The organism is Marinobacterium weihaiense (assembly GCF_019061305.1).
Lineage (GTDB): Bacteria > Pseudomonadota > Gammaproteobacteria > Pseudomonadales > Balneatricaceae > Marinobacterium > Marinobacterium weihaiense.
In genome coordinates this window covers 42,465-65,543 of the sequence record NZ_JAHQZT010000004.1, presented here as the reverse complement: position 1 = coordinate 65,543, position 23,079 = coordinate 42,465, and the positions used below count along the sequence as shown (strand labels likewise).

Sequence of the window (23,079 nt, the reverse complement as noted above, 5' to 3'; positions counted from 1 at the left end):
ACTCGACTCTTCTGGTACAGAGCCGGAACGATGAGCTGATGTTGAGACTATGTTGCCCAGCTGGTTTACGCTATCAACGAGACTCACATAATCAAATCTATTCTAACGCAAACTCAGGGGGCAATTGCAAGATTGTCGACAATCTGTAATTTTTTTACATTTTGCCCAACAGGAGACGTCTTGCGCGACAATAATGTCGACATTAGCACACAAGGGTTCGATATAAACAACAATTATGCATTAGCCTTTTGGCTAATTTACAAATAGCAGGCAAAAAAAAGCCACTCAGGATTGAGTGGCTGGACGGAAAACTTTTACGTTGGGGTAACCCAGCTCATGCAGATGCTGGGCATGCATCTGTGACATCACGCCCTTGTCGCAGTACAGCAGATACTCGCGCTCCTGCGGCAACAGGGGGAACTCGGTTTCCAGCTTGTAGAAAGGGATGACGCGGGTCTCACAGCCGGGCATGTTGAGCGGCTTGCGCTCCTGCTCGCGCGGCGGACGAATATCGACCAGCGTCTGATTAGCTTCGACGCGGGTCATGGCTTCGATTTCGGCATTGATGTCACGATTTTCGACAATATCATCAATGCTGATCACCTCAGCCTGCTCCAATGCTCGTTCCAGCACCTCGAAGTCAAAATGGGACTCCTCGCCTTCTACCCGCTCGCGACGGGCGTGCGTGGTCGGCTTGTCGGAGATCACGCCACAGTATTCCGGCATCGCGCTGGCAAACTCGAAGGCACCGATACGGCGCGACAGATCAATGATCTCGGGCTTATCCATGGTGATCAACGGACGCAGTACCAGGTGGTCACAGCTTTCGTCGATCAGGCGCAGGTTGGGCAGGGTCTGGCTGGATACCTGAGCCACGCTTTCGCCGGTCACGATGGCATTCAGCTTCATGCGATCCGCCACTTTATCGGCTGCACGCATCATCATCCGCTTGAGGATGACGCCCATGTGGGAGTGATGCACCGACTGCAGGATTTCACCTACCACCTCTTCAAAGGGAACAGTGATGAACTTGACCCGCGCAGAGGCACCGTACTGCTTCCACAGGTACAGGGCCACCTGTTTGACACCGATCTCGTGTGCATGGCCACCCAGATTAAAAAACAGGAAGTGGGTTTTACTGCCGCGACGCATGGTCATGTAGGATGCCACAACAGAATCGAAACCGCCGGAAATCAGTGACAGCACGTCTTCCTGGGTACCCAGCGGATAGCCGCCCTGCCCCTGGTGAATGGCGGTAACGACAAACAGCTTGTTGTCACGGATTTCCAGATCGACCCAAACGTCCGGGTTGCGAACATCGACGCCCGCTGCTTCAGTATGCTGACGCAGACCACCACCGATGTAGCGTTCCAGCTCGACCGAGGTGAAATCATGGTCACCAGTACGCTTAACGCGGACCTTGAAGGTTTTGCCATGCAGGCGTTCGCTATAGGCGTCGCGGGTCAACTGAAAGGCGTTGTCGAAATCGCCCAGCGGATACTCCTGAACTTCCAGAAAGCTTTGGATACCCGGCACGCGCTGCATCACATTGATAATCCGGGCGCACAGGTCAGCGTCCTGTCCCGCAATATTGACCTCAACCTTGTCCCAGAAACCGCTAACCTTGATGTTACTGTCGATGCGTTTAAGCAGAATCTGCAGGTTGCTTTGCAGGCGCTGGATCAAACGACGACGCACAGGACGACTTTTAATCGTAATTTCAGGAAACAGTTTGGCAATGAATTTCATGGTCGTTCCGGGGTAATGAGGATCAGACAGGATGTCCGGACTGCAGTGATTGATAATTCGGAGGGGGAAGGGATGGCGCGCCCGAGAGGATTCGAACCTCTGACCGCCTGGTTCGTAGCCAGGTACTCTATCCAGCTGAGCTACGGGCGCTTACCCAAAAGTGAAGAAAAGATGGCGCGCCCGAGAGGATTCGAACCTCTGACCGCCTGGTTCGTAGCCAGGTACTCTATCCAGCTGAGCTACGGGCGCACACATGTTTTTCACGTATGAAGACTTTTTCATTGAGATGGCGCGCCCGAGAGGATTCGAACCTCTGACCGCCTGGTTCGTAGCCAGGTACTCTATCCAGCTGAGCTACGGGCGCACATCAAAATGGCGGTGAGTGAGGGATTCGAACCCTCGATACCTTGCGGTATACGCCCTTAGCAGGGGCGCGCCTTCAGCCACTCGGCCAACTCACCTCGTCAACACGGCGCATATAGTACAAGACTGATTTTCAAAAAGAAAGTGTTAATTTAAAAAAACTTACTCTTGATCGCCGTCTTGCGTTTTTTCACGCTGAATGCGCTGATAGATCTCTTCACGATGAACAGAGACATCCTTGGGCGCATTCACACCGATGCGGACTTGGTTACCCTTGACACCGAGTACTGTCACAGTGACGTCGTCACCAACCATGAGAGTTTCGCCAACACGGCGGGTTAGAATCAGCATTTGTGGCTCTCCTTAAATTGTCCTGTTGGGCGCTGAATTCTTGATTGCCGAAACAGATTACACCCACCACCCCTACGTCCTTCGACCTTCCAGGTATATGCGAGTGCGGGCTGCTTCAAGCCGCTAGCGGGGGCCTGCATCCGTACTATAGAACAGATGTAGGCCTTCCGTCATCTGATACTGTCGTTACTCGCTGACTGTATCAGCAGCATCCAGATCGAATGCAGAGTGCAAGGCACGAACAGCCAGTTCCAGATACTTCTCTGCTATCACTACTGATACCTTGATTTCAGAAGTGGAGATCATCTGGATGTTGATATTCTCTGCCGCCAGGGCATCAAACATCTTGCTGGCCACACCCGCGTGAGAGCGCATGCCAACACCCACAATGGACACTTTGGCGATCTTGTTGTTCCCGACCGCCTCACGTGCACCCAGCTCTTTCACGACCTGCTCAAGGACCTGCTGAGCTTTATCATAGTCGTTTCTGTGCACCGTGAACGTGAAGTCAGTGGTCTGATCCGCAGCAATATTCTGCACGATCATGTCGACTTCGATATTGGCACGGCTGACCGGGCCCAGAATACGCGAAGCCACACCGGGAATATCCGGCACGCCAACCACGGTCAGTTTGGCTTCGTCACGGTTGAACGCTATACCCGAGATAACCGGCTTTTCCACAGTCTCATCATCCTCTATCGTAATCAGTGTGCCCGGACCGTCCTCGAAACTGGACAGTACCCGCAGCGGCACCTTGTACTTGCCCGCAAATTCCACGGCTCGGATCTGCAACACCTTGGAGCCGAGGCTGGCCATTTCCAGCATCTCTTCAAAGGTAATCTTTTCCAATCGCTGAGCCCCTTCCACCACACGAGGATCGGTCGTGTAGACACCATCAACGTCGGTGTAGATCTGGCACTCGTCGGCCTTCAGTGCCGCAGCCAGTGCCACGCCGGTGGTGTCGGAGCCACCACGCCCCAGCGTGGTGATATTGCCGCTGTCATCGACCCCCTGGAAACCGGCAACGACAACCACGCGCCCCTGCTCCAGATCGGCACGCATGCGGTCGGTTTCAATATCCTGAATGCGTGCCTTGGTGTGATAGCCATCGGTCAGGATGCGCACCTGCGATCCGGTGTAGGAACGCGCGTCAACACCCTTCTGCTTGAGCGCCATGCACAACAATGCAATGGTGACCTGCTCGCCAGTGGCGACCAGAGTATCCATTTCACGGGGGTCTGGACGAGCCTGCATCTCGTTCGCCAGCGCGATCAGACGGTTGGTTTCGCCGCTCATGGCGGATACCACCACCACCACATCATGCCCCTGCTGACGGAAGCCCTTTACCTTTTCGGCTACGGCCTGGATGCGCTCGACCGAGCCCACCGAGGTGCCGCCGTATTTCTGTACGTATAACGCCATTTTACCGTTTCCATTCGGCTGCCGGCCCCAGCGGACCGGCAGCGCCTGTCTGCTTACAGGCTTGCCGCTACCAGTTCGGGCACCGCGTCCAGCGCAGCCGGAACAGCACTGGCATCAGTACCGCCACCCTGCGCCATATCGGGCCGCCCGCCCCCCTTGCCACCCAGGCGCGAAGCCAGTTCGCGCACCAGATCGCCCGCCTTGATCTGGCCGGTCAGGTCCTTGGTGACACCGGCGATCAGGCTAACCTTGTCGTTCTGTGCCGTGATCAGTACCACCACGCCGCTGCCCAACTTGTTCTTGAGCTGGTCCAGCGTATCGCGCAGCGCCTTGGGTTCGATGCCCTCCAGCTTGGCGGCCAGTACCTTGACTCCCTGTACATCCTGCACCTGGCTGAGCAGATCGCCGCTCTGGGCACTGGCCAGCTTGGCGGTCAGACGCTCGATTTCCTTCTCCAGCTGGCGACTGCGTTCGTTCAGACTCCGTACCTTTTCCAGCGCCGTCTCGCGCGAACCTTTTACCAGCGCGGCCACATCGTTCAGGGCACGTTCGCTGTCGTTGATCCAGGCCAGAGCCCCTGCACCGGTCACCGCTTCAATACGACGCACGCCCGACGCAATGCCGCTTTCCGCCACGACCTTCAGCAGACCGATATCACCGGTTCGCTTGGCATGCGTACCGCCACAGAGCTCAACCGAGAAGTCACCGCCCATGCTCAGCACGCGCACTTCGTCATCATACTTTTCACCGAACAGGGCCATGGCCCCTTTGGCCTTGGCATCTTCCAGCGCCATCAGCTCGGTTTCCACCGCCGAGTTGGCACGGATCTGGGCATTCACCAGGGCTTCAACTTCGGCCACTTCGACATCGGTCATCGCTTCGAAATGCGCAAAGTCAAAACGCAAGCGCTCAGCATTGACCAGTGAACCTTTCTGCTGCACGTGATCACCCAGCACGGTGCGCAGCGCGGCATGCAACAGGTGCGTCGCCGAGTGGTTCAGGGCCGTTGCCTGACGCTTGGCCATATCCACCTCGGTCACGACCTGGTCGCCGGTCTGCAGCACGCCCTCCGCCAGGGTACCGTGGTGCAGGTGGTGACCGCTTTCCTTGGTACAGTCGGTCACGTCGAACTGACCGCGATCCCAGCGCAGCACGCCCTGGTCCCCGGCCTGACCGCCGGACTCGGCGTAGAAGGCGGTATTCTTCAGCACCACAACCCCGGTCTCGCCGGCCGACAGCTGGTTGACCTGCTCGCCATCACGGTACAGCGCCACCACTTCGGAACGATCTTCCAGGCGGTCATATCCGGTGAACGCGGTGCTGCCGTCCAGCTTGATCTGGTCATTGTAGTCAACCGAGAACTGGCCGGAAGCGCGGGCGCGCTGGCGCTGGGCTTCCATTGCCTGTTCAAAGCCGTCCATATCCAGGGTCAGCTCGTGTTCACGGGCCACGTCGGCGGTCAGATCGACCGGGAAACCATAGGTGTCGTACAGGCGGAAGACGGTCTCGCCCGGAATGACTTTGCCATCCAACTCGGCAATCGCCTGGGTCAGCAGCTGCATGCCGTGATCCAGTGTCTTGGCAAACTGCTGTTCTTCCTTCAGCAGGATACGCTCCACCTGAGCCTGCATTTTTGCCAGTTCCGGATAGGCATCGCCCATCTCCTTGACCAGCGGCGCCACCAGCTTGTGGAAGAACGGCTCAGTTGCACCCAGCTTGTTGCCGTGGCGGATGGCACGACGCATGATGCGACGCAGCACATAACCGCGACCTTCATTGGACGGCAGCACACCATCGGTGATCAGGAAGGCACAGGATCGGATGTGGTCGGCGATGACCCGCAGCGACTTGCTGTCAAGGCTGTCCAGCCCCAGGACGGCCGCAGTAGCCTTGAGCAGGTTCTGGAACAGGTCGATTTCATAGTTGCTGTGAACCCCCTGCATCACGGCCGCTACGCGCTCCAGGCCCATGCCGGTGTCGATGCTCGGCGCGGCCAGCGGCTCCATGGTGCCGTCGGCCGAACGGTTGTACTGCATGAACACCAGGTTCCAGATTTCGATGTAACGGTCACCGTCTTCATCCGGGCTGCCCGGAGGGCCACCAGCCACATCGGGACCGTGGTCAAAGAAAATCTCGGTACAAGGGCCGCAGGGACCGGTATCGCCCATGGCCCAGAAATTGTCCTCACCCAGTTTGGAGAAACGCTCCGGGTTGATACCCATCTCATCTTTCCAGATTTTCTCCGCTTCGTCATCGGTGTGATGCACGGTCACCCAAAGGCGCTCTTCAGGCAGCCCCAAACGCTGGGTCAGGAACCCCCAGGCAAACTTGATCGCTTCACGTTTGAAGTAATCGCCGAAACTGAAGTTGCCCAGCATTTCGAAAAAGGTATGGTGACGGGCGGTGTAGCCGACGTTTTCCAGGTCATTGTGCTTGCCACCGGCACGGACGCAGCGCTGGGAACTGGTGGCGCGGCTGTAGGGACGCTTGTCGGACCCGAGGAACACGTCTTTGAACTGTACCATCCCCGCATTGGTGAACAGCAGCGTCGGATCGTTACCCGGAATCAGCGGGCTGGAGGCGATGATTTCATGCCCCTGCTGGTTGAAGTAGTCGAGAAATGCCTGGCGGATTTCCGCACTTGTCATGTAGTTCATATAAGGTCCGTTGCGTCTGTACTGGTTGGCACGACAGGACCGCTTTCTGGCGGACAAAAAGCGGTCGTTTGTACGCAAAAATTAGCCGACAAGTATATAACGCGGGCAAAAAATGTACGATAGCTTTTGTACCCGCTTTGCGCCCCGGACCCGTTGAATTCAGTCTGTTTCTTCCCCTTGGCACCTGATGGCGTGACGGGCGTCTTCAAACGAGAAACCGCGGTTGACCAGAAAGCGCATGCGCTTGCCGTAGTCTTTCTGATCTTGCACCGGGCGATCCCCAAAGCGGCGCTGATGACAGTCGCGTGCCAGTGCACGGCTGTCCGTTTCCTGAGCGTCCAGTACCGCCGCGATCCGTTCGCGCGCGATCCCCTTGCGCTGCAACTCCTGACGAATGCGCATCTGCCCGTAACCCGAGCTCAAGCGACTGCGGACAAACACCTCGGCGAAACGCGCATCGCTCTGGTATCCGTTCTCTTCCAACTGATCGAGCACCCTCACCAGCATGGCATCATCCTCGACCCGCCCGCCGAGCTTGCGCTGCAGCTCGGCACGGCTGTATTCCCGCCGCGCCAGCAGCGCGACGGCGGCATTGCGGATATCCGCTTCAGTTTCCAGTGGCTTGGCCATTGATGACTCCCAAACGAAACAGGGGCCACAAGGGCCCCTGCATGTACAAACCTGCGGTCAGATTAAAGATCCAGCTGACCGGCTTCCTCGGCACCTTCAGCCACTTCTTTCGGTTTGGGCAGGTTAAGCAGGCGCGCGCGGATTTCGTTTTCGATTTCCTCCGCCACTTCGGGATGATCTTCCAGGTATTTGGCGGCATTGGCCTTGCCCTGACCGATCTTGTCACCCTTGTAGGCATACCAGGCTCCGGACTTGTCCACCAGCCCCTGCTGCACGCCCAGATCGACCACCTCACCCATGTGATAAATACCCTGGCCGTACAGGATCTGGAATTCGGCCTGACGGAACGGCGGCGATACCTTATTTTTCACCACCTTGACGCGGGTTTCGTTACCTACCACCTCATCGCCCTGTTTCACCGCACCGGTACGACGAATATCCAGACGTACGGACGCATAGAACTTGAGCGCGTTACCACCGGTGGTGGTTTCCGGGTTGCCGAACATAACACCGATCTTCATACGGATCTGGTTGATGAATACCAGCATACAGTTGGACTGCTTGACGCTACCGGTCAGCTTGCGCAGTGCCTGGGACATCAGACGGGCCTGCAGACCGACATGAGAGTCACCCATTTCGCCTTCGATCTCGGCCTTGGGCACCAGCGCCGCCACAGAATCGACGATGATCACGTCCACCGCACCAGAACGGGTCAGCATGTCGGTGATTTCCAGAGCCTGCTCACCGGTATCCGGCTGTGACACCAGCAGTGCGTCCACGTCCACGCCCAGTTTCTCGGCGTAGGTCGGATCGAGCGCATGCTCGGCATCAACGAAGGCACAGGTCTTGCCCTGCTTCTGCGCTTGAGCGATGACCTGCAAGGTCAGGGTGGTTTTACCGGAGGATTCCGGGCCGTAAATCTCAACCACACGACCGAACGGCAGACCGCCGATGCCCAGTGCGATATCCAGCCCGAGCGAGCCGGTCGACACGGACGGGATGGCTTCACGGGGCTGATCCCCCATGCGCATGACGGCACCCTTGCCGAACTGACGTTCAATCTGTGACAGTGCTGCATCCAACGCTTTCTTTCTGTTTGCGTCCATCGGGAAACCTTTCATTGCCGAGGGTTAAAATACTGTATATCTGGACAGTATTATTTCACAGCCTGATCAAAATGCAACCTTTGCGACTCACCGTGGCAGGTAGGCCAACACCCCTTCCAGCGCCTGCTCAACTGCCTGTTGTCGAATGGCATCACGATCACCGCTGAAGAAGCTCAAACACGTTACCGTAGGATGCCCCGCAATCGCCCAGGCCAGCCAGACCGTCCCCACCGGCTTGTCCTCGCTACCGCCTCCGGGACCGGCGATCCCGCTGATCGCCACAGCAATATCGGCGTCACTGTTACGCAGTGCCCCTTCTGCCATTTGTGCCACGACCGGCTCGCTGACGGCACCGCTGCGTTCGAGCACCTCGGCTTCGACGCCGAGCATGCGCTGCTTCGCCGTGTTGGAATAGGATACGAAACCGCACTCGAACCACTCCGAGCTGCCGGCTACGGAGGTGACAGCCTGCGCGACCCAGCCGCCTGTGCAGGACTCCGCCGTTGCCACTTTCAGCCCCCGCGCCGACAGGGCTTCACCGACTTTCTGTGCCAAATTAATCATCTTGATGCTCCCGTGTCACGACTACGCAGGCCGTGCTCTTTGCCGTACAATCCTGCCATTAAACCCCCGAGCCGGACCCGATTCAATCCCTCGCAACAGGATGACTGCACCCGACATGTCTTCAGCAAGCAAAAGCACTCAGCACACCCCGATGATGCAACAATATCTGCGCATCAAGGCCCAGCACCCGGAGCAACTGCTGTTCTACCGCATGGGTGATTTCTATGAGCTGTTTTACGACGATGCCAAGAAGGCCGCTGCTCTGCTGGATATTTCCCTGACCGCACGCGGCAAGTCGGCCGGCGAACCCATCCCCATGGCCGGTATTCCCTACCACTCCGCCGAAAATTACATCGCCCGCATCGTCAAGGCGGGCGAGTCGGTAGTGATCTGCGAACAGGTGGGCGACCCCGCTACCAGCAAGGGCCCGGTTGCACGTGAAGTGGTGCGCATTGTCACGCCCGGCACTCTCAGTGATGAAGCGCTGCTGGATGAATACCAGGACAACCTGCTGATGGGCGTGGCTCGCCAGGGTAACCGTTACGGCCTGGCAATGATCGACGTCAGCTCCGGCCGCTTCAGCCTATTCGAGGTGGACAACGACGACGCCCTGCTGGCTGAACTGGAGCGCCTGCGCCCGGCTGAACTGCTGTATCCGGACGATGTCGCCATGCCGGATGCCTTGTGCCAACGCCCGGGTGCCCATGCCCGCCCGCCCTGGGACTTCGAGGCCGATACCGCCGAGCGCCTGCTGTGCGAGCAGTTCAATACCCGTGACCTGAACGGTTTCGGCTGTGACCACCTGAAACTGGCCATCTGTGCCGCCGGTTGTCTGCTGCAGTATGCCCGCGACACCCAGCGCAGCAGCCTGCCGCACATCCGCCGTTTGCAGGTCGAACAACACGACGAGGCCGTGATCCTCGACGCCGCCACTCGCCGCAATCTGGAACTGGACCTGAACCTGTCGGGCGGTCGCAGCAACACTCTGGCCTCGGTTCTGGACCGGTGCCGCACCCCGATGGGCAGCCGCCTGCTGCGCCGCTGGCTGCACCGCCCGCTGCGTGATCGCGCTGCGCTGGAGGCCCGCCAGGATGCCATCCGCTGGCTGCTGCGCCCGGACTGCAGCGACGGTATCGCTGAACAGCTCAAACCGATTGGCGACATGGAACGCATACTGTCCCGCGTTGCCCTGCGGTCAGCGCGACCCCGCGACCTGGAGCGCTTGCGCAATGCACTGGCCATTCTGCCGTCACTGCAGCAGTTGCTGGCCCGCAATGACTCGGATCGCATCCAGGCACTGGCCACCGGCATCGCCACTTTCCCCGAACAGGCCGACCTGCTCGCCCGCGCCATCATCGATGCCCCACCGGTGGTGATCCGCGACGGTGGCGTCATTGCAGCGGGCTACGATGCCGAACTGGATGAGCTACGCGGCTTGAGCGAGAACGCCGGCGACTTCCTCCTGCAGCTGGAAGCTCGTGAACGCAGCCGCACCGACATTGCTACCCTCAAGGTGGGCTACAACCGGGTGCACGGCTACTATATTGAAGTCAGCAAGGCTCAGGCGATCGACATGCCGGCTGAGTATATCCGTCGCCAGACACTGAAAAATGCCGAACGCTTCATCACCCCGGAGCTGAAGGCATTTGAAGACAAGGCACTGAGTGCCAAGAGCAAGGCACTGGCGCGCGAAAAGCAGCTGTACGAAGCGCTGCTGGAGCAATTGGCTGCCGACCTGGCTCCGCTGCAGGAAAGCGCCGCCGCCCTGGCCGAGCTGGATGTGCTCAACACCCTCGCCGAACGCGCCCTGAGCCTGGATTACCAGCGCCCCCAGCTGGTGGATGCCCCTTGCCTGAATATCGAGGGCGGTCGTCACCCGGTGGTAGAAGCGGTGCTGGACGGTCCCTTCGTGGCCAACGACCTGACCCTGGATCGCGACCGCCACATGCTGGTCATCACCGGCCCCAACATGGGCGGCAAATCCACTTACATGCGGCAGGCGGCGCTGATCACGCTGCTGGCCCATATCGGCAGCTATGTGCCGGCCCGTGCGGCCACCATTGGCATTGTCGATCGCATTTTCACCCGCATGGGCTCCTCCGATGACCTAGCCGGCGGCCGCTCTACCTTCATGGTAGAGATGACCGAAACCGCCAACATTCTGCATAACGCCACTGAACGCAGTCTGGTACTGATGGATGAAGTCGGCCGCGGCACCAGCACCTTCGACGGTCTGTCACTGGCCTGGGCCTGTGCCGAATTTCTGGCCCGCGAGGTGAAGGCCTTCACGCTGTTCGCCACTCACTATTTCGAGCTGACAAGCCTGCCAGAACGTGAAAACGGTGTCGCCAACGTGCACCTGACCGCGGTCGAGCACAACGACCACATCGTGTTCATGCATGAGGTTCAGGAAGGGCCGGCCAGCCAGAGCTACGGCCTGCAGGTCGCCCAGCTGGCCGGTATTCCGGCCGGCGTGATCAGCAGTGCACGAGACAAGCTGGTGCTGCTGGAGCAGGATAGCCGCGATCAGGGCGAGAAGGTCACGCGCAACCCCGAGCCAGCCCGAGTCCAGGAACCGGAGACACCTCAACAGGCTGACCTGTTTGTCAGCTATCAGCCGTCGGCAGCCGAGCGCCAGCTGCAGGAACTGAATCCGGATGACCTGAGTCCGCGCCAGGCTCTGGAGCAGTTGTACGCCCTCAAGGCACTGCTGACATGAACGCGCGCAAAGGCCGTTGCGCGCACTATACTGCACTCAGACCGACGCCAATGGGAGGCTGAACGATGACTTACATCGTCACTGACAACTGTATCCGCTGCAAGTACACCGACTGTGTCGAGGTCTGCCCGGTGGACTGTTTTTACGAGGGACCGAACTTTCTGGTGATTCACCCGGACGAGTGCATCGACTGCGGCCTGTGCGAACCTGAATGCCCCGCCGAGGCCATACTGCATGAAGACGACCTGAGCCCCGAGCAGGACCGCTTTTATGCCCTGAATGCGGAACTGGCCGAGGTCTGGCCCAACATTACCGAACGCAAGGCACCGCTGCCGGATGCCGAGAAATGGGACGGCGTGCCGGACAAGCTCCAATACCTGGAGCGCTAAACCGGCACGCCACCGCACGGGTGCAGACCTGCTATTGCAGCAGGTCTTCGCCGGTCAGTCCGTTCTTCTCGACGATCTCACGCAGCTTGCGCAGCGCTTCGACCTGTATCTGGCGGACCCGCTCGCGGGTCAGGCCGATCTCCTTACCGACCTGTTCCAGGGTACTCATTTCGTAGCCGCGCAGGCCAAAGCGACGTGACAGCACGTCGGCATGCTTGTCCGGCAGCATGTCGAGCCAGCGATTCAGGTTGCCGCTGATATTGTTGTTTTGCAGCAGAGTTTCCGGGTCGGCCGCCTCCTGATCGGCAATCGTCTCCAGCAGGGGCTTGTCCGCCCCCTGCCCCGCCGGCACATCAACCGAGCTGACGCGCTCGTTGAGCCCCAACATGCGCTCGACATTGGCTACAGGCTTGTCCACCAGCGCCGCGATCTCTTCCGCCGTGGGTTCGTGATCCAGCTTCTGCGCCAACTCGCGGGATGCCCGCAGGTAGACGTTGAGTTCCTTGACCACATGGATCGGCAGGCGGATGGTGCGGGTCTGGTTCATGATCGCCCGTTCGATGGTCTGACGAATCCACCAGGTGGCGTAAGTGGAAAAGCGGAAGCCACGCTCGGGGTCAAACTTCTCGACCGCACGAATCAGGCCTAGGTTGCCCTCTTCGATCAAGTCCAGCAGGGTCAGACCACGATTGATATAGCGCCTTGCTATCTTCACCACCAGGCGCAGGTTGCTTTCAATCATGCGCTTGCGCGCCGCTTCATCGCCCCGCAGCGCCTTGCGCGAGAAGTACACTTCTTCTTCTGCACTGAGCAGTGGCGAGAAGCCGATCTCGTTCAAGTACAGCTGGGTGGCATCCAGCGAACGCGCGTTGACCAGATCCTTGTGAGCCATGGACCCCCGACCGCGCCCGCTATTGATGAATTCGGGCACCTCGTCCGCGTCATTGGCGTCAGTCTCGGTATCCTCTTCATCCTCAAGGTGTTCAGCAGAATGCAGCTCCTCCGTTTGCTGCTCGTCATACTCGCTGCTCTGAGCAGAGTAGCGAATCTCTTTACCTACGGTTTCCATCATCTTCACCCCCAGGTAGTCGGAACAGACGGTTCTGCTCCGCTTCGCTCCGGTTATTATTGTTATTACCGCTTCGGCAAGTAGCCCAACGGATCAACCGGATTGCCGTCACGCCGAATCTCGAAATGCAGCATCGTTCGGGTGGCGCCGGTCTTCCCTATTTCGGCTATTTTTTCACCAGCTTTAACCTTATCACCCTCGCGCACGAAAATGCGACTGTTATGTGCATAGGCACTCAGGTAGCGTTTGCTGTGATTGATGATCACCAGATTGCCGTATCCGAGTAGACCATTGCCCGCGTACACGACGTCGCCCGGCGCCGCAGCCTTGACGGCATCCCCCTTGCGACCGGCAATGTCGATTCCCTTGTTGGCCGGCTGACCACGACCGAAGGCCTGTACAATCCGACCCTGATAGGGCCATTGCCACTGTACCGCCGTGCTGGATGACGCACCGGAAGTAGAAGAAGGACGACCGGGCGGTTTGGCTGCCGGTGGCGGAGCTGGCCGTGACGCTGGCTTCGGCATCGCTGCCACGGGCTTGTCGGGGCCGACAGTTGCGGATGGGCGGGAAGACAAACGGGCGGGGGGGCGCAAGCGCAGTCGCTGTCCCGGGTAGATATAGTCCTGGCTGCGGATACCGTTCCAGCGGGCAACCTGACGATAGTTCAGGCCATAACGGAAGGCGATGGAGTATAAGGTATCACCGCGACGAACCTTGTAACTGGAGGGTGCCGGCCCCTTGACGCGCGCACCCAGAGAGCGCTCGTCAACCGGCGCATAACCGGTCGAACAGCCACCCAGCAACAAAACCAGGCAGGTCAGCACAAGCAGCAGACTTTTCGGCACTCCTGCCCTCCACTATCAGCCCTGCCGGCGATCCATAACCACTCCCAGCAGCGCTCCCAGCAGCATCAGTGCCAGTGCTGGCCACAGCCAGGCACTGAGGCCGGTCAATACTTCATAACTCCCCGGCAGCAGGTTATCCTGCAACAGGGGCACTTCACCACCCTGGCTGTCGATGGTGTAGGAACGAGTATATTTCCACGGCCACACCTTGTTCAGCGAGCCCAGCATGAAACCGCCCAGCAGTGCCAGAGTCAGCATGCGCTGATGGTGGAACGCCCAGCTCAAGACTCGTGAAAAACTCAACAGCCCGACCACGCAGCCGCCGGCAAACAGCAGCAGCGTGAACCATTCCAACCCTTTGATCGCTCCCATGATCGGCGCATACATACCCATCAGCAGCAGAATGAAGCTGCCGGAGATGCCCGGCAGAATCATGGCGCAAATGGCAATCATGCCGGCCAGGAACACCATCAACGACGTCGCCTCAACCATTCCCGGGGCCTGCTCGGTGATGACGAAAGCCAGCAGGGTACCGCCAAGGCAAGCAGCTACCAGGTTGGTATTCCAGCCACGGACATGACGCAGGACACTCCAGGTCGAGGCCAGGATCAACCCGAAGAAAAATGACCACAGCAAGATCGGGTAGGTGTCCAGCAAGTAGAGTACCAGATGCGAGATGGATACCAGGCTAAGCAGAATGCCGCTGAACAGTGCCAGAAGAAAGTTGCCATTCACATACCGCCAGCAGGATAGCAGCCCTTCACTGAACAGGACCCGAATTGCTTCCGGGTTGAACTGTTTCAGGGTATCGATCAGCTCTTCGTAAATACCGGTAATGAAGGCGATGGTGCCGCCCGACACACCGGGTACGGCATCCGCTGCTCCCATCATCATGCCTTTGCCGGCCAGCAGCAGATAGTCCTTTTTACTTCGCACGCAGCATCCTCATCCATCAGCGTACCGTGCCACCCAGCAGGGGCACAAAACGCACGCTTTCCAGTACTTCAGTTTCGAACCCGGCTTCGCTGGTCCGGGTAATGCGTTTCAGGGTCTGATGCTCATCCCCCACGGGAATCACCAGCCGCCCGCCCACGGCCAACTGTTGCAGCAATTCATCCGGCACCTCGCGCGGCGCCGCTGTCACCAGGATGCCATCAAAGGGCGCCTTGTCCGGCCACCCCATGCCACCGTCCGTGTGACGCAACATGATGTTGTGCAGCTTGAGCCGCTGCAGACGCTTGCGGGCACGTTCCTGCAGCGGCCGGATGCGCTCGACACTGAACACTTGATCCGCCAGGCGTGCCAATATGGCCGTTTGATAACCGGACCCGGTCCCCACCTCAAGCACGCTGTTCACCGGACCCGCCTCCAGCAGCAGTTCCGTCATGCGCGCCACGATATAGGGCTGAGAGATGGTCTGGTTGTAGCCGATCGGCAGGGCGGTGTCTTCGTAGGCACGATGGGACAGTGCCTCGTCGATAAAGATATGCCGGGGTATGTCGATCAGCGTATTGAGCACGTCCTCGTTGAGAATGCCCTGTTCGCGCAAGCGCTGCGCCAGGCGCTCGCGGGTGCGCCGAGACGTCATGCCGATCCCCTGCAGGTCCATATCGATCACATCAGATCCTCCAGCCACTCGCCCAGGTTGTCCATGCCGGAATAATGAGTCATATCGATCTGCAGCGGCGTGACCGATACAAAGCCGTTTTCCACCGCATAAAAGTCGGTCCCGGGCTCGTCATCCGCAGCCGCGCCTGCACCGGCGATCCAGTAGCGGGTTCGGCCACGGGGATCCTGCACCTCGACCGGCGGCTCGGCGCCATGACGATGTCCCAGGCGGGTGACATGAATGCCCTTGATTTGCTCCAGCGGCAGATCGGGCACATTGACGTTCAGTACCGTGCGCGGCGCCACCACCAGGCTGTCCAGCTTGCGCAGCAAAACCGCCACGACTTCAGCCGCCGTTTCGTAATGCTGCGGATGAAAACTGTGCATCGATACGGCGATGGGCGGCAGACGACAGTGACGTCCTTCGGTGGCCGCAGCAACCGTGCCGGAATAAAGCACGTCATCCCCCAGGTTGGCGCCGGCATTGATCCCGGACACCACAATGTCCGGCTTGCGGCCATCCGTAAACAGCCCCGAGCCGCCCAGGTGGACACAATCGGTCGGAGTACCGTTGATACCGTAATAGCCGCTGCTGTGGTGATGGGCCTCTAGCGGGCGGTCCAGTGTCAGTGAGTTGCTGGCACCGCTGCGGTTACGGTCGGGGGCAACCACACAGGTAGCATGATCTTCGGCCAGTCGCTCGGCCAGGATTGCCAGTCCCGGTGCATATACACCGTCATCATTGGATATCAGAATCTGCATGTCGGTTCTTCTTGGTTATGTCGACTCGTTGGCGGCCTGGGTCCATTGGCACAGTTCACGCAGCACGCTGGTGGCAAAGGCTCCGGCAGGCAGTTCAAAACTCAGACACCACTGGTCTTCGGCTTCCGCTTCAGCGTGCAGACCCTGCGGTAACAGACGCAGGGCTCGCCGCTCCTGATTCAGCCCCAGGCCAGCCAGCCCTTCACACATGGATTCCCAAGGGGCCAGCACCGCGTGTTCGAAGTCCCGCGCCTGCGCCTCGGTCATCAGCTCGCCGCGCCCCCACATGGGACCGGTCAGATGCAGTTCGCCTCTGGCCAAACGCTCGCCAAGGTCCGGTTCGTCATTGGCCACGAAGCAGCTCTGGCGACCGTTCAGCATGAGTACATCCCCGGGCAGTATGCTGTCCCAATGACCCTGCTTGATACGGGCGCTGATGATCTGGTTGAACAGCCAAGACCGCAGGGCAGAAATGTACAGCCCCTTCTTGTGGCGTTGACGCTCGTGCAGGGTACCTGCCAACAGCGCCCGGCCCTTGACCAGATTACCACCATCAATGCCGAAACGCTGCTCGCCAAAATAGTTGGGCACGCCGGAGCGCACCTGCTGCAGACGCGCAGCAAAATCATCTGCCTGACTGAGCTTGCGCAAGCGAATCACGAAACGGTTGCCGGCCAACGCTCCCAGGCGCAGCTTGCGACCGTGGCGCACGGTGCGTAACACTTCGATGGTCTCGCCGCCGAACAGCGACCAGTTCAACGTACGTCCGATCGGCAGGCGCACACTGAACCACTGTTCGGTGACGGCATGGCGATCCTTTTTACCGGCATAGCCTACATCGCGCGGACTGACCTGACAAAAGCGGGCCAGCTGACGGGCCACCCAGTCGGTATTTTCACCAGTCTTGCGAATATATAGAAACAGGTGCTCGCCCTCGCCGTCAGGCTCAAAGGGCAGGCGCTCGAACACCTGAAAATCGTCCGGGGTCGCACGCAGCAGTGCCCGGGAATGTGGCTCGCCATACAGCCAGTTACAGGCGAGATCTGGATTCAACGTCTGGGAGTCTCCGGCTCGGGTTCAATTAGCTGATAGAAGGTCTCACCTTCACGAATCATGCCCATTTCACTGCGGGCACGCTCTTCCAGGGCGGTGAGTCCCTGCTTGAGGTTCTGAACTTCGGCCTCGAGGCGCCGGTTGCGTTCGGTGAGCTGCTGATTGGTCTGCTGCTGTGCCTGGATCTGTTCTTCCAACTGCCAGACCTGACGCAGGTTGGCCTCTCCCAGCCACAACCGGTACTGTAACCCGCCCAGCATGACCAATAATATCAACAACACCCAGCGATACACGCATTCACCTCTTGCAGCGGCACCCCAAAGTCAAAAAAGGGGGCTCAGAGCCCCCTTTTTATCACATTTTCAGAGAGACCTCGAAAAACGGCTTCGCAACTCACCGATCACCTCGACCGGTGCGGATGCACCCGCATGTCTGCGGGCCGCACTTTACGTTTCTCAGGTCTCTGTCAGGGCTCAGGCCTGACCCTTGATCTCTTTCAGACCGTTGTAGACCGCACCTGCGCCCAGCTCTTCGGCAATGCGCAGCAGGCGGTTGTACTTGGCTACACGGTCGGAACGGCACAGAGAGCCGGTCTTGATCTGGCCAGCCGCAGTACCTACCGCCAGATCAGCGATGGTGGTATCTTCGGTTTCACCGGAGCGGTGCGAAATCACCACCGTGTAACCGGCATCCTTGGCCATCTTGATCGCGTCCAGCGTCTCGGACAGAGAGCCGATCTGGTTGAATTTGATCAGGATGGAGTTGGCGATGGACTTGTCGATACCTTCCTTCAGAATCTTGGTGTTGGTCACGAACAGGTCGTCACCGACCAGCTGTACCTTGTCACCGATCTTGCGGGTCAGGCTGGCCCAGCCGTCCCAGTCGGATTCGTCCATGCCGTCTTCGATGGAGACGATCGGGTAGTTTTCGCACAGCTGCGCCAGGTAGTCGCCAAAACCTTCGGCATCAAACACCTTGCCTTCACCGGCCAGGTCGTACTTGTCGTCCTTGTAGAACTCGGAAGAGGCACAGTCCAACGCCAGGGTCACGTCGGTGCCCAGCTTGTAGCCGGCCTTGTCGATCGCTTCCTGGATCACCACCAACGCTTCTTCGTTGGACCCCAGGTTCGGCGCGAAACCACCCTCGTCACCGACCGCCGTGTTCAGGCCACGGGCCTTGAGGACCGCTTTCAGTGCGTGGAAGATCTCGGCACCACAACGCAGCGCATCCTGGAAGTTGTCGAAGTTCACCGGCTGAACCATGAACTCCTGGATGTCGACGTTGTTGTCGGCATGCTCGCCACCGTTGAGGATGTTCATCATCGGCACCGGCATGGAGAACTGACCGGCCGTACCGTTGATCTCGGCGATATGGGCGTACAGCGGAATGCCCTTCTCGGTTGCAGCCGCCTTGGCTGCCGCCAAAGAGACCGCCAGAATGGCATTGGCGCCCAGGTTGGACTTGTTCTCGGTACCGTCCAGCGCCAGCATGGTGTCATCCAGTGCACGCTGATCGGTGGCGTCCAGACCGGTCAGGGCTTCGCGAATCGGGCCATTGATGGCGGCAACGGCCTGCTGAACGCCCTTGCCCAGGTAACGGGCCTTGTCGCCGTCACGCAGTTCCAGCGCTTCACGGGAACCGGTAGACGCACCCGAGGGTGCGCAGGCTGTGCCCATCACGCCGGATTCCAGGATAACGTCGGCTTCGACGGTGGGGTTGCCACGGGAGTCCAGAACTTCGCGTGCCTTGATATTCGCAATCTGAGCCATTGTGCTTATGTCTCCAGTTAACTCGTAAAAAGGTTACTGCTGCGCCTGACGTGCCAGGGCGGCCTTGATAAATCCGGTAAACAGGCCGTGACCGTCACGCGGGGTCGAGGTGAATTCAGGGTGGAACTGACAGGCCACAAACCAGGGGTGATCCGGCGCTTCCACCACTTCCACCAGCTCACCATCAACAGAACGACCAGTGATTTTCAGGCCGGCCTCTTCCAACAGCGGTACGTAGTTGTTGTTCACTTCATAGCGGTGACGGTGACGCTCACGCACCTCGGTGCTGCCATAGGCCTCGGCCACCTTGGATCCCTCGGCCAGGTGACAGGTCTGGGCGCCCAGACGCATGGTGCCGCCCAGATCGGAATTTTCGCCGCGCACTTCCACTTCGCCGCTGCGATCGGTCCATTCGGTGATCAGGCCGATGACCGGGTGCGCCGACTGCTTGTCGAATTCGGTGGAGTTGGCACCTTCGAAGCCGGCCACATGACGGGCATATTCGATTACCGCGACCTGCATGCCCAAACAGATGCCCAGGTAGGGCACCTTGTTCTCACGGGCGAAGCGCACCGCTTCGATCTTGCCCTCGACACCGCGCTCGCCGAAGCCGCCCGGTACCAGAATGGCGCTGTAGCCTTCCAGAATCTGGCTGCCTTCGCGCTCGACACGCTCGGAGTCGATGTAGTCGATCTTCACCTTCTGGCGCAGGGCAATGCCAGCGTGGGAGATCGCTTCAATCAGGGACTTGTAGGCATCCAGCAGTTCCATGTACTTGCCGACCATGGCGATGGTGACTTCGCCTTCCGGGTTGAGGAAGGCATCGGCCACACGGTTCCACTCGCTCAAATCGGCCGGCTTGCAACTGATGCGGAAGCGTTCGGCAACAATCTCGTCCAGGTGCTGTTCCCACAGCATGGCCGGAATATTGTAGATGGTGTCGGCATCCGGCAGCGAGATGACCGCGCGCTCGTCCACGTTGGTAAACATGGCCACTTTCTTGCGTGAAGACTCGTCCAGCGGCTGCTCGGAGCGGCACACAAGGATATCCGGCTGGATACCGATGGAGCGCAGTTCCTTGACGGAGTGCTGGGTCGGCTTGGTCTTGGTCTCGCCGGCGGTGGCAATATACGGCACCAGCGTCAGGTGCATGAACATGGCGCGGGACGCACCCACTTCCACCTTCAGCTGACGCACAGCTTCCAGGAACGGCAACGACTCGATATCGCCCACGGTACCGCCGATCTCGACCAGCGCCACGTCGGCATCACCAGCACCTTCGATTACGCGGCGCTTGATTTCATTGGTGATGTGCGGAATCACCTGCACGGTGCCGCCCAGATAGTCGCCACGACGCTCCTTGCTCAGCACGTGCTGGTACACGCGGCCGGTGGTGAAGTTGTTGCGCTTGCTCATGGTGGTGCGAATGAAGCGCTCGTAGTGACCAAGGTCGAGGTCGGTCTCGGCGCCATCATCAGTTACAAAAACTTCACCGTGCTGGAAGGGGCTCATGGTGCCCGGGTCCACGTTGATATACGGGTCCAGCTTGAGCATTGTAACTTTGAGGCCACGGGCCTCGAGAATAGCCGCCAGAGAAGCTGATGCGATGCCTTTGCCCAAAGAGGACACAACACCGCCTGTGACGAAAATATAACGCGTCATGCGGAACCTGTCAGATCGAGATGTTGGGGAGGAGAAAACGTACTCAAGATGGGGTTGCAGCTTAGCAAAAAGCGCCCCCTAGGACAAACCAAAAGCGTCCCAATGCGGCATCAATCCATTTTCGATCCAGCCTTCCTCGCACAGGCACACGCCCGGCACGGCCACAATCTCCTGCTGCCGATATAAAAGCGGCTGCAACGGACGCTGCCAGGGCGGCACGCCGGCTTCCTGCAGCAGCTGCTTGAGACGCACCGAGCCGCCCCGCCCCAGTGGCCGCAGGCGCTCGCCACCCGCGCGCCCGGCCAGTGCGAGCCTGTCGCCCGGCACCAGCCCGCGTGGCGCCGGTAACCAGCTCAAGCGTCCCTGAGGCAGCTGCAGGGGCTCGCCTACACGCACATCGGCAGGATTCAACGACGGCGGCAGCGGGTCCGGCAACAGATACACACGCCGCCGATACCGCCGCAGCTGGTATCCCTGCAGACGCTCCACCGGATCCGCATCCGCCGCCGCCGACATCAGAGCGGACACCAGCGTCAGCAGACGGGTACGGCTCAGCCTGAGTCCGGTGACAGCATGAATCCAGTGATGCATCAGGTTGCGCTGACGCGGTGCCGACAATGCCTGCAGCGCATCCAGATCGAGCTGCCCCGCCGCCACCTGGCAATGGCGTCGATCCTCCTCGGCACGCTCGCGCAGCAGCAGATCAGCATCCTGCATCAGTGCGGCGGTATCCCGACAGCGCTGATGCAGGCTCGGCCAGCGCTGCAACAGCTGCGGCAGCACCCGCAGCCGCAGCCAGTTGCGATCATAATGATCCTGAGCGTTGGTCGGATCCTCCACCGGCTGCAGCCCCAGCTCGGCCGCCACCTGTTCCAGCCGCGCCCGCGGCTGTGCCAGCAGCGGGCGCACCAACCGCGCTTGCCCCAGAGGGCGGGTTTCGGGCATCGCAGCCAAGCCTGCTACACCGGCACCGCGCAGCAGGCGCAACAGCAGTGTTTCCGCCTGGTCATCGGCGTGCTGTGCCAGCAAAAGGCAGTCACCGGGTTCAAGCAGCTGCTCAAAGGCCCGGTAGCGTGCGGCCCGTGCACTGGCTTCAGAGGCCGAAGCGGGCGTGACCTGCACCTGGGTCAACGGAATGGCCAGGCGTCGGCAATGCAGGCGGCAGTGTTCGGCAAAATCGGCAGACGCGGGCTGCAGCTGATGGTCAACATGCACGGCTATTAACGGCTGCGGCAATTGCAGACGCGCGCAAAGTTCAAGCAGGAGGGATGAATCGAGGCCGCCGCTGAAGGCAATCACCCAGCGACGGACATCGGGCTCGGCCGCAAGGCGTGCCGCCAGCGCCGCAAGCAGATCGGGCAGCAAAGGCGCTGCCCGGAGAGGATCAGTCTTCGAAGACACCGTAGGACATCAGGCGCTCGTAGCGGCGCTCGATGAGGGCTTCCGTTTCCAGTTCGGACAGACGATCCAGGGTTTCCAGCAGATGCTTTTTCAGGTTAGCGGACATCAGTTCCGGGTTGCGGTGGGCGCCGCCCAGCGGCTCGCTGACCACCTGATCGACCAGCCCCAGCTCATGCAGGCGGTCGGAGGTGATGCCCATCGCCTTGGCGGCATCGGACGCGCGCTCGGCACTTTTCCACAGGATGGAGGCGCAGCCTTCCGGCGAGATCACCGAGTAGGTGCCGTACTGCAGCATCAACAGCTCGTCACAAACACCAATCGCCAGTGCACCACCGGAACCGCCCTCACCGATGACGGTGGAGATGATTGGCGTGTTCAGCTGCGACATCTTGGCCAGGTTGAAGGCGATCGCCTCGGACTGGCCTCGCTCTTCGGCGTCGATGCCCGGATAGGCCCCCGGCGTATCAATGAAGGTCAGCACCGGCAGCTTGAAACGTTCGGCCATTTCCATCAGGCGCAGTGCCTTGCGGTAGCCTTCCGGACGCGGCATGCCGAAGTTGCGACGTACCTTTTCCTTCACTTCACGGCCTTTCTGGTGACCGATCACCATTACCGGACGCCCTTCCAGTCGGGCCAGACCGCCCACGATGGCGGCGTCGTCGGCAAAGTGACGGTCGCCGTGAATCTCATCGAAATCGTCAAAGATGTGCTTGACGTAGTCCAGCGTGTAGGGGCGCTGCGGATGACGCGCGATCTGCGAAATCTGCCAGGCGGACAGATCCTTGAAGATCGACTCGGTCAGGCTGCGGCTTTTTTCCTGCAGCTTTTCCAGTTCATCGCTCAGGTTGAGCCCCGCCGTGTCCTCGTTGACATGGCGCAGCTCACTGATTTTGGCTTCCAGCTCGGCGATCGGCTGTTCGAAATCCAGATAGTTCGGATTCATGCGTGTCTGCTTCT

20 protein-coding genes and 4 tRNA genes are annotated in these 23,079 nt (G+C 59.7%); 2 read left to right on the top strand and 22 right to left on the bottom strand.

What is annotated here, in order from left to right:
• Positions 1–285: 285 nt before the first annotated feature.
• The 11 genes from thiI to pncC form a co-directional block, all read right to left on the bottom strand.
• The gene (thiI, locus tag KTN04_RS04150) at positions 286–1,749 is read right to left on the bottom strand and encodes a tRNA uracil 4-sulfurtransferase ThiI (RefSeq protein WP_217333951.1); all 1,464 of its coding nucleotides are present in this window, start codon (positions 1,747–1,749) and stop codon (positions 286–288) included.
• Positions 1,750–1,822: 73 nt separating this feature from the next.
• Positions 1,823–1,899 (bottom strand) — tRNA-Arg (locus tag KTN04_RS04145).
• A 22-nt stretch (positions 1,900–1,921) separates the two neighbouring features.
• Positions 1,922–1,998: transfer RNA gene (locus KTN04_RS04140), tRNA-Arg, on the bottom strand.
• 38 nt (positions 1,999–2,036) lie between these two features.
• Positions 2,037–2,113, bottom strand: a tRNA-Arg gene (locus tag KTN04_RS04135).
• 9 nt (positions 2,114–2,122) lie between these two features.
• A tRNA-Ser gene (locus KTN04_RS04130) sits at positions 2,123–2,210 on the bottom strand.
• 64 nt (positions 2,211–2,274) lie between these two features.
• Positions 2,275–2,463, bottom strand: a complete 189-nt coding sequence (csrA, locus tag KTN04_RS04125) for a carbon storage regulator CsrA (protein ID WP_217333950.1) — start codon at positions 2,461–2,463, stop codon at positions 2,275–2,277.
• Positions 2,464–2,649: 186 nt separating this feature from the next.
• On the bottom strand, positions 2,650–3,885 hold the full coding sequence (locus KTN04_RS04120; protein WP_217333949.1) for an aspartate kinase: 1,236 nt from the start codon (positions 3,883–3,885) through the stop codon (positions 2,650–2,652).
• A 53-nt stretch (positions 3,886–3,938) separates the two neighbouring features.
• Positions 3,939–6,533: an alanine--tRNA ligase gene (gene alaS, locus KTN04_RS04115; protein ID WP_217334079.1), complete on the bottom strand. Its 2,595-nt coding sequence runs from the start codon at positions 6,531–6,533 to the stop codon at positions 3,939–3,941.
• Between the two features lie 168 nt (positions 6,534–6,701).
• Complete coding sequence (locus KTN04_RS04110; protein ID WP_217333948.1) at positions 6,702–7,172, bottom strand: regulatory protein RecX; 471 nt, start codon at positions 7,170–7,172, stop codon at positions 6,702–6,704.
• 62 nt (positions 7,173–7,234) lie between these two features.
• Entirely contained in the window at positions 7,235–8,278 is a 1,044-nt protein-coding gene (gene recA, locus KTN04_RS04105) for a recombinase RecA (protein WP_217333947.1), read from the bottom strand.
• Positions 8,279–8,365: 87 nt separating this feature from the next.
• Entirely contained in the window at positions 8,366–8,842 is a 477-nt protein-coding gene (gene pncC, locus KTN04_RS04100; protein WP_217333946.1) for a nicotinamide-nucleotide amidase, read from the bottom strand.
• 115 nt (positions 8,843–8,957) lie between these two features.
• On the opposite strand from pncC, the gene mutS reads away from it, so the two are divergent.
• On the top strand, positions 8,958–11,561 hold the full coding sequence (gene mutS, locus KTN04_RS04095; protein ID WP_217333945.1) for a DNA mismatch repair protein MutS: 2,604 nt from the start codon (positions 8,958–8,960) through the stop codon (positions 11,559–11,561).
• 65 nt (positions 11,562–11,626) lie between these two features.
• Positions 11,627–11,950 carry a ferredoxin FdxA gene (gene fdxA / locus KTN04_RS04090; RefSeq protein WP_217333944.1) on the top strand — a complete coding sequence of 108 codons (324 nt, stop codon included), beginning with the start codon at positions 11,627–11,629 and terminating at the stop codon, positions 11,948–11,950.
• Positions 11,951–11,981: 31 nt separating this feature from the next.
• Here fdxA and rpoS read toward each other — a convergent pair whose 3' ends face one another.
• From rpoS to accA, 11 genes are all read right to left on the bottom strand, one after another.
• A complete protein-coding gene (gene rpoS, locus KTN04_RS04085; RefSeq protein WP_217334078.1) occupies positions 11,982–13,019 on the bottom strand; it encodes an RNA polymerase sigma factor RpoS in 1,038 nt (345 codons plus the stop codon).
• A 65-nt stretch (positions 13,020–13,084) separates the two neighbouring features.
• On the bottom strand, positions 13,085–13,867 hold the full coding sequence (locus KTN04_RS04080) for a peptidoglycan DD-metalloendopeptidase family protein (protein ID WP_217333943.1): 783 nt from the start codon (positions 13,865–13,867) through the stop codon (positions 13,085–13,087).
• 15 nt (positions 13,868–13,882) lie between these two features.
• Entirely contained in the window at positions 13,883–14,803 is a 921-nt protein-coding gene (locus tag KTN04_RS04075) for a DUF368 domain-containing protein (protein WP_328515955.1), read from the bottom strand.
• Between the two features lie 16 nt (positions 14,804–14,819).
• A complete protein-coding gene (locus tag KTN04_RS04070; protein ID WP_217334076.1) occupies positions 14,820–15,455 on the bottom strand; it encodes a protein-L-isoaspartate(D-aspartate) O-methyltransferase in 636 nt (211 codons plus the stop codon).
• A gap of 26 nt (positions 15,456–15,481) precedes the next feature.
• The gene (surE, locus tag KTN04_RS04065) at positions 15,482–16,237 is read right to left on the bottom strand and encodes a 5'/3'-nucleotidase SurE (RefSeq protein ID WP_217333942.1); all 756 of its coding nucleotides are present in this window, start codon (positions 16,235–16,237) and stop codon (positions 15,482–15,484) included.
• A gap of 15 nt (positions 16,238–16,252) precedes the next feature.
• Positions 16,253–17,290: a tRNA pseudouridine(13) synthase TruD gene (truD, locus tag KTN04_RS04060; RefSeq protein ID WP_217333941.1), complete on the bottom strand. Its 1,038-nt coding sequence runs from the start codon at positions 17,288–17,290 to the stop codon at positions 16,253–16,255.
• Complete coding sequence (gene ftsB / locus KTN04_RS04055; RefSeq protein WP_217333940.1) at positions 17,287–17,583, bottom strand: cell division protein FtsB; 297 nt, start codon at positions 17,581–17,583, stop codon at positions 17,287–17,289. The genes truD and ftsB overlap by 4 nt, the downstream gene beginning before the upstream one ends.
• A 180-nt stretch (positions 17,584–17,763) precedes the next feature.
• Positions 17,764–19,059, bottom strand: a complete 1,296-nt coding sequence (eno, locus tag KTN04_RS04050) for a phosphopyruvate hydratase (RefSeq protein WP_217333939.1) — start codon at positions 19,057–19,059, stop codon at positions 17,764–17,766.
• A 33-nt stretch (positions 19,060–19,092) separates the two neighbouring features.
• A complete protein-coding gene (locus KTN04_RS04045; protein WP_217333938.1) occupies positions 19,093–20,721 on the bottom strand; it encodes a CTP synthase in 1,629 nt (542 codons plus the stop codon).
• Positions 20,722–20,799: 78 nt separating this feature from the next.
• Positions 20,800–22,086 carry a tRNA lysidine(34) synthetase TilS gene (gene tilS, locus KTN04_RS04040; RefSeq protein ID WP_217333937.1) on the bottom strand — a complete coding sequence of 429 codons (1,287 nt, stop codon included), beginning with the start codon at positions 22,084–22,086 and terminating at the stop codon, positions 20,800–20,802.
• Positions 22,087–22,105: 19 nt separating this feature from the next.
• Positions 22,106–23,065 carry an acetyl-CoA carboxylase carboxyl transferase subunit alpha gene (gene accA / locus KTN04_RS04035; RefSeq protein ID WP_217333936.1) on the bottom strand — a complete coding sequence of 320 codons (960 nt, stop codon included), beginning with the start codon at positions 23,063–23,065 and terminating at the stop codon, positions 22,106–22,108.
• Positions 23,066–23,079 lie beyond the last annotated feature (14 nt).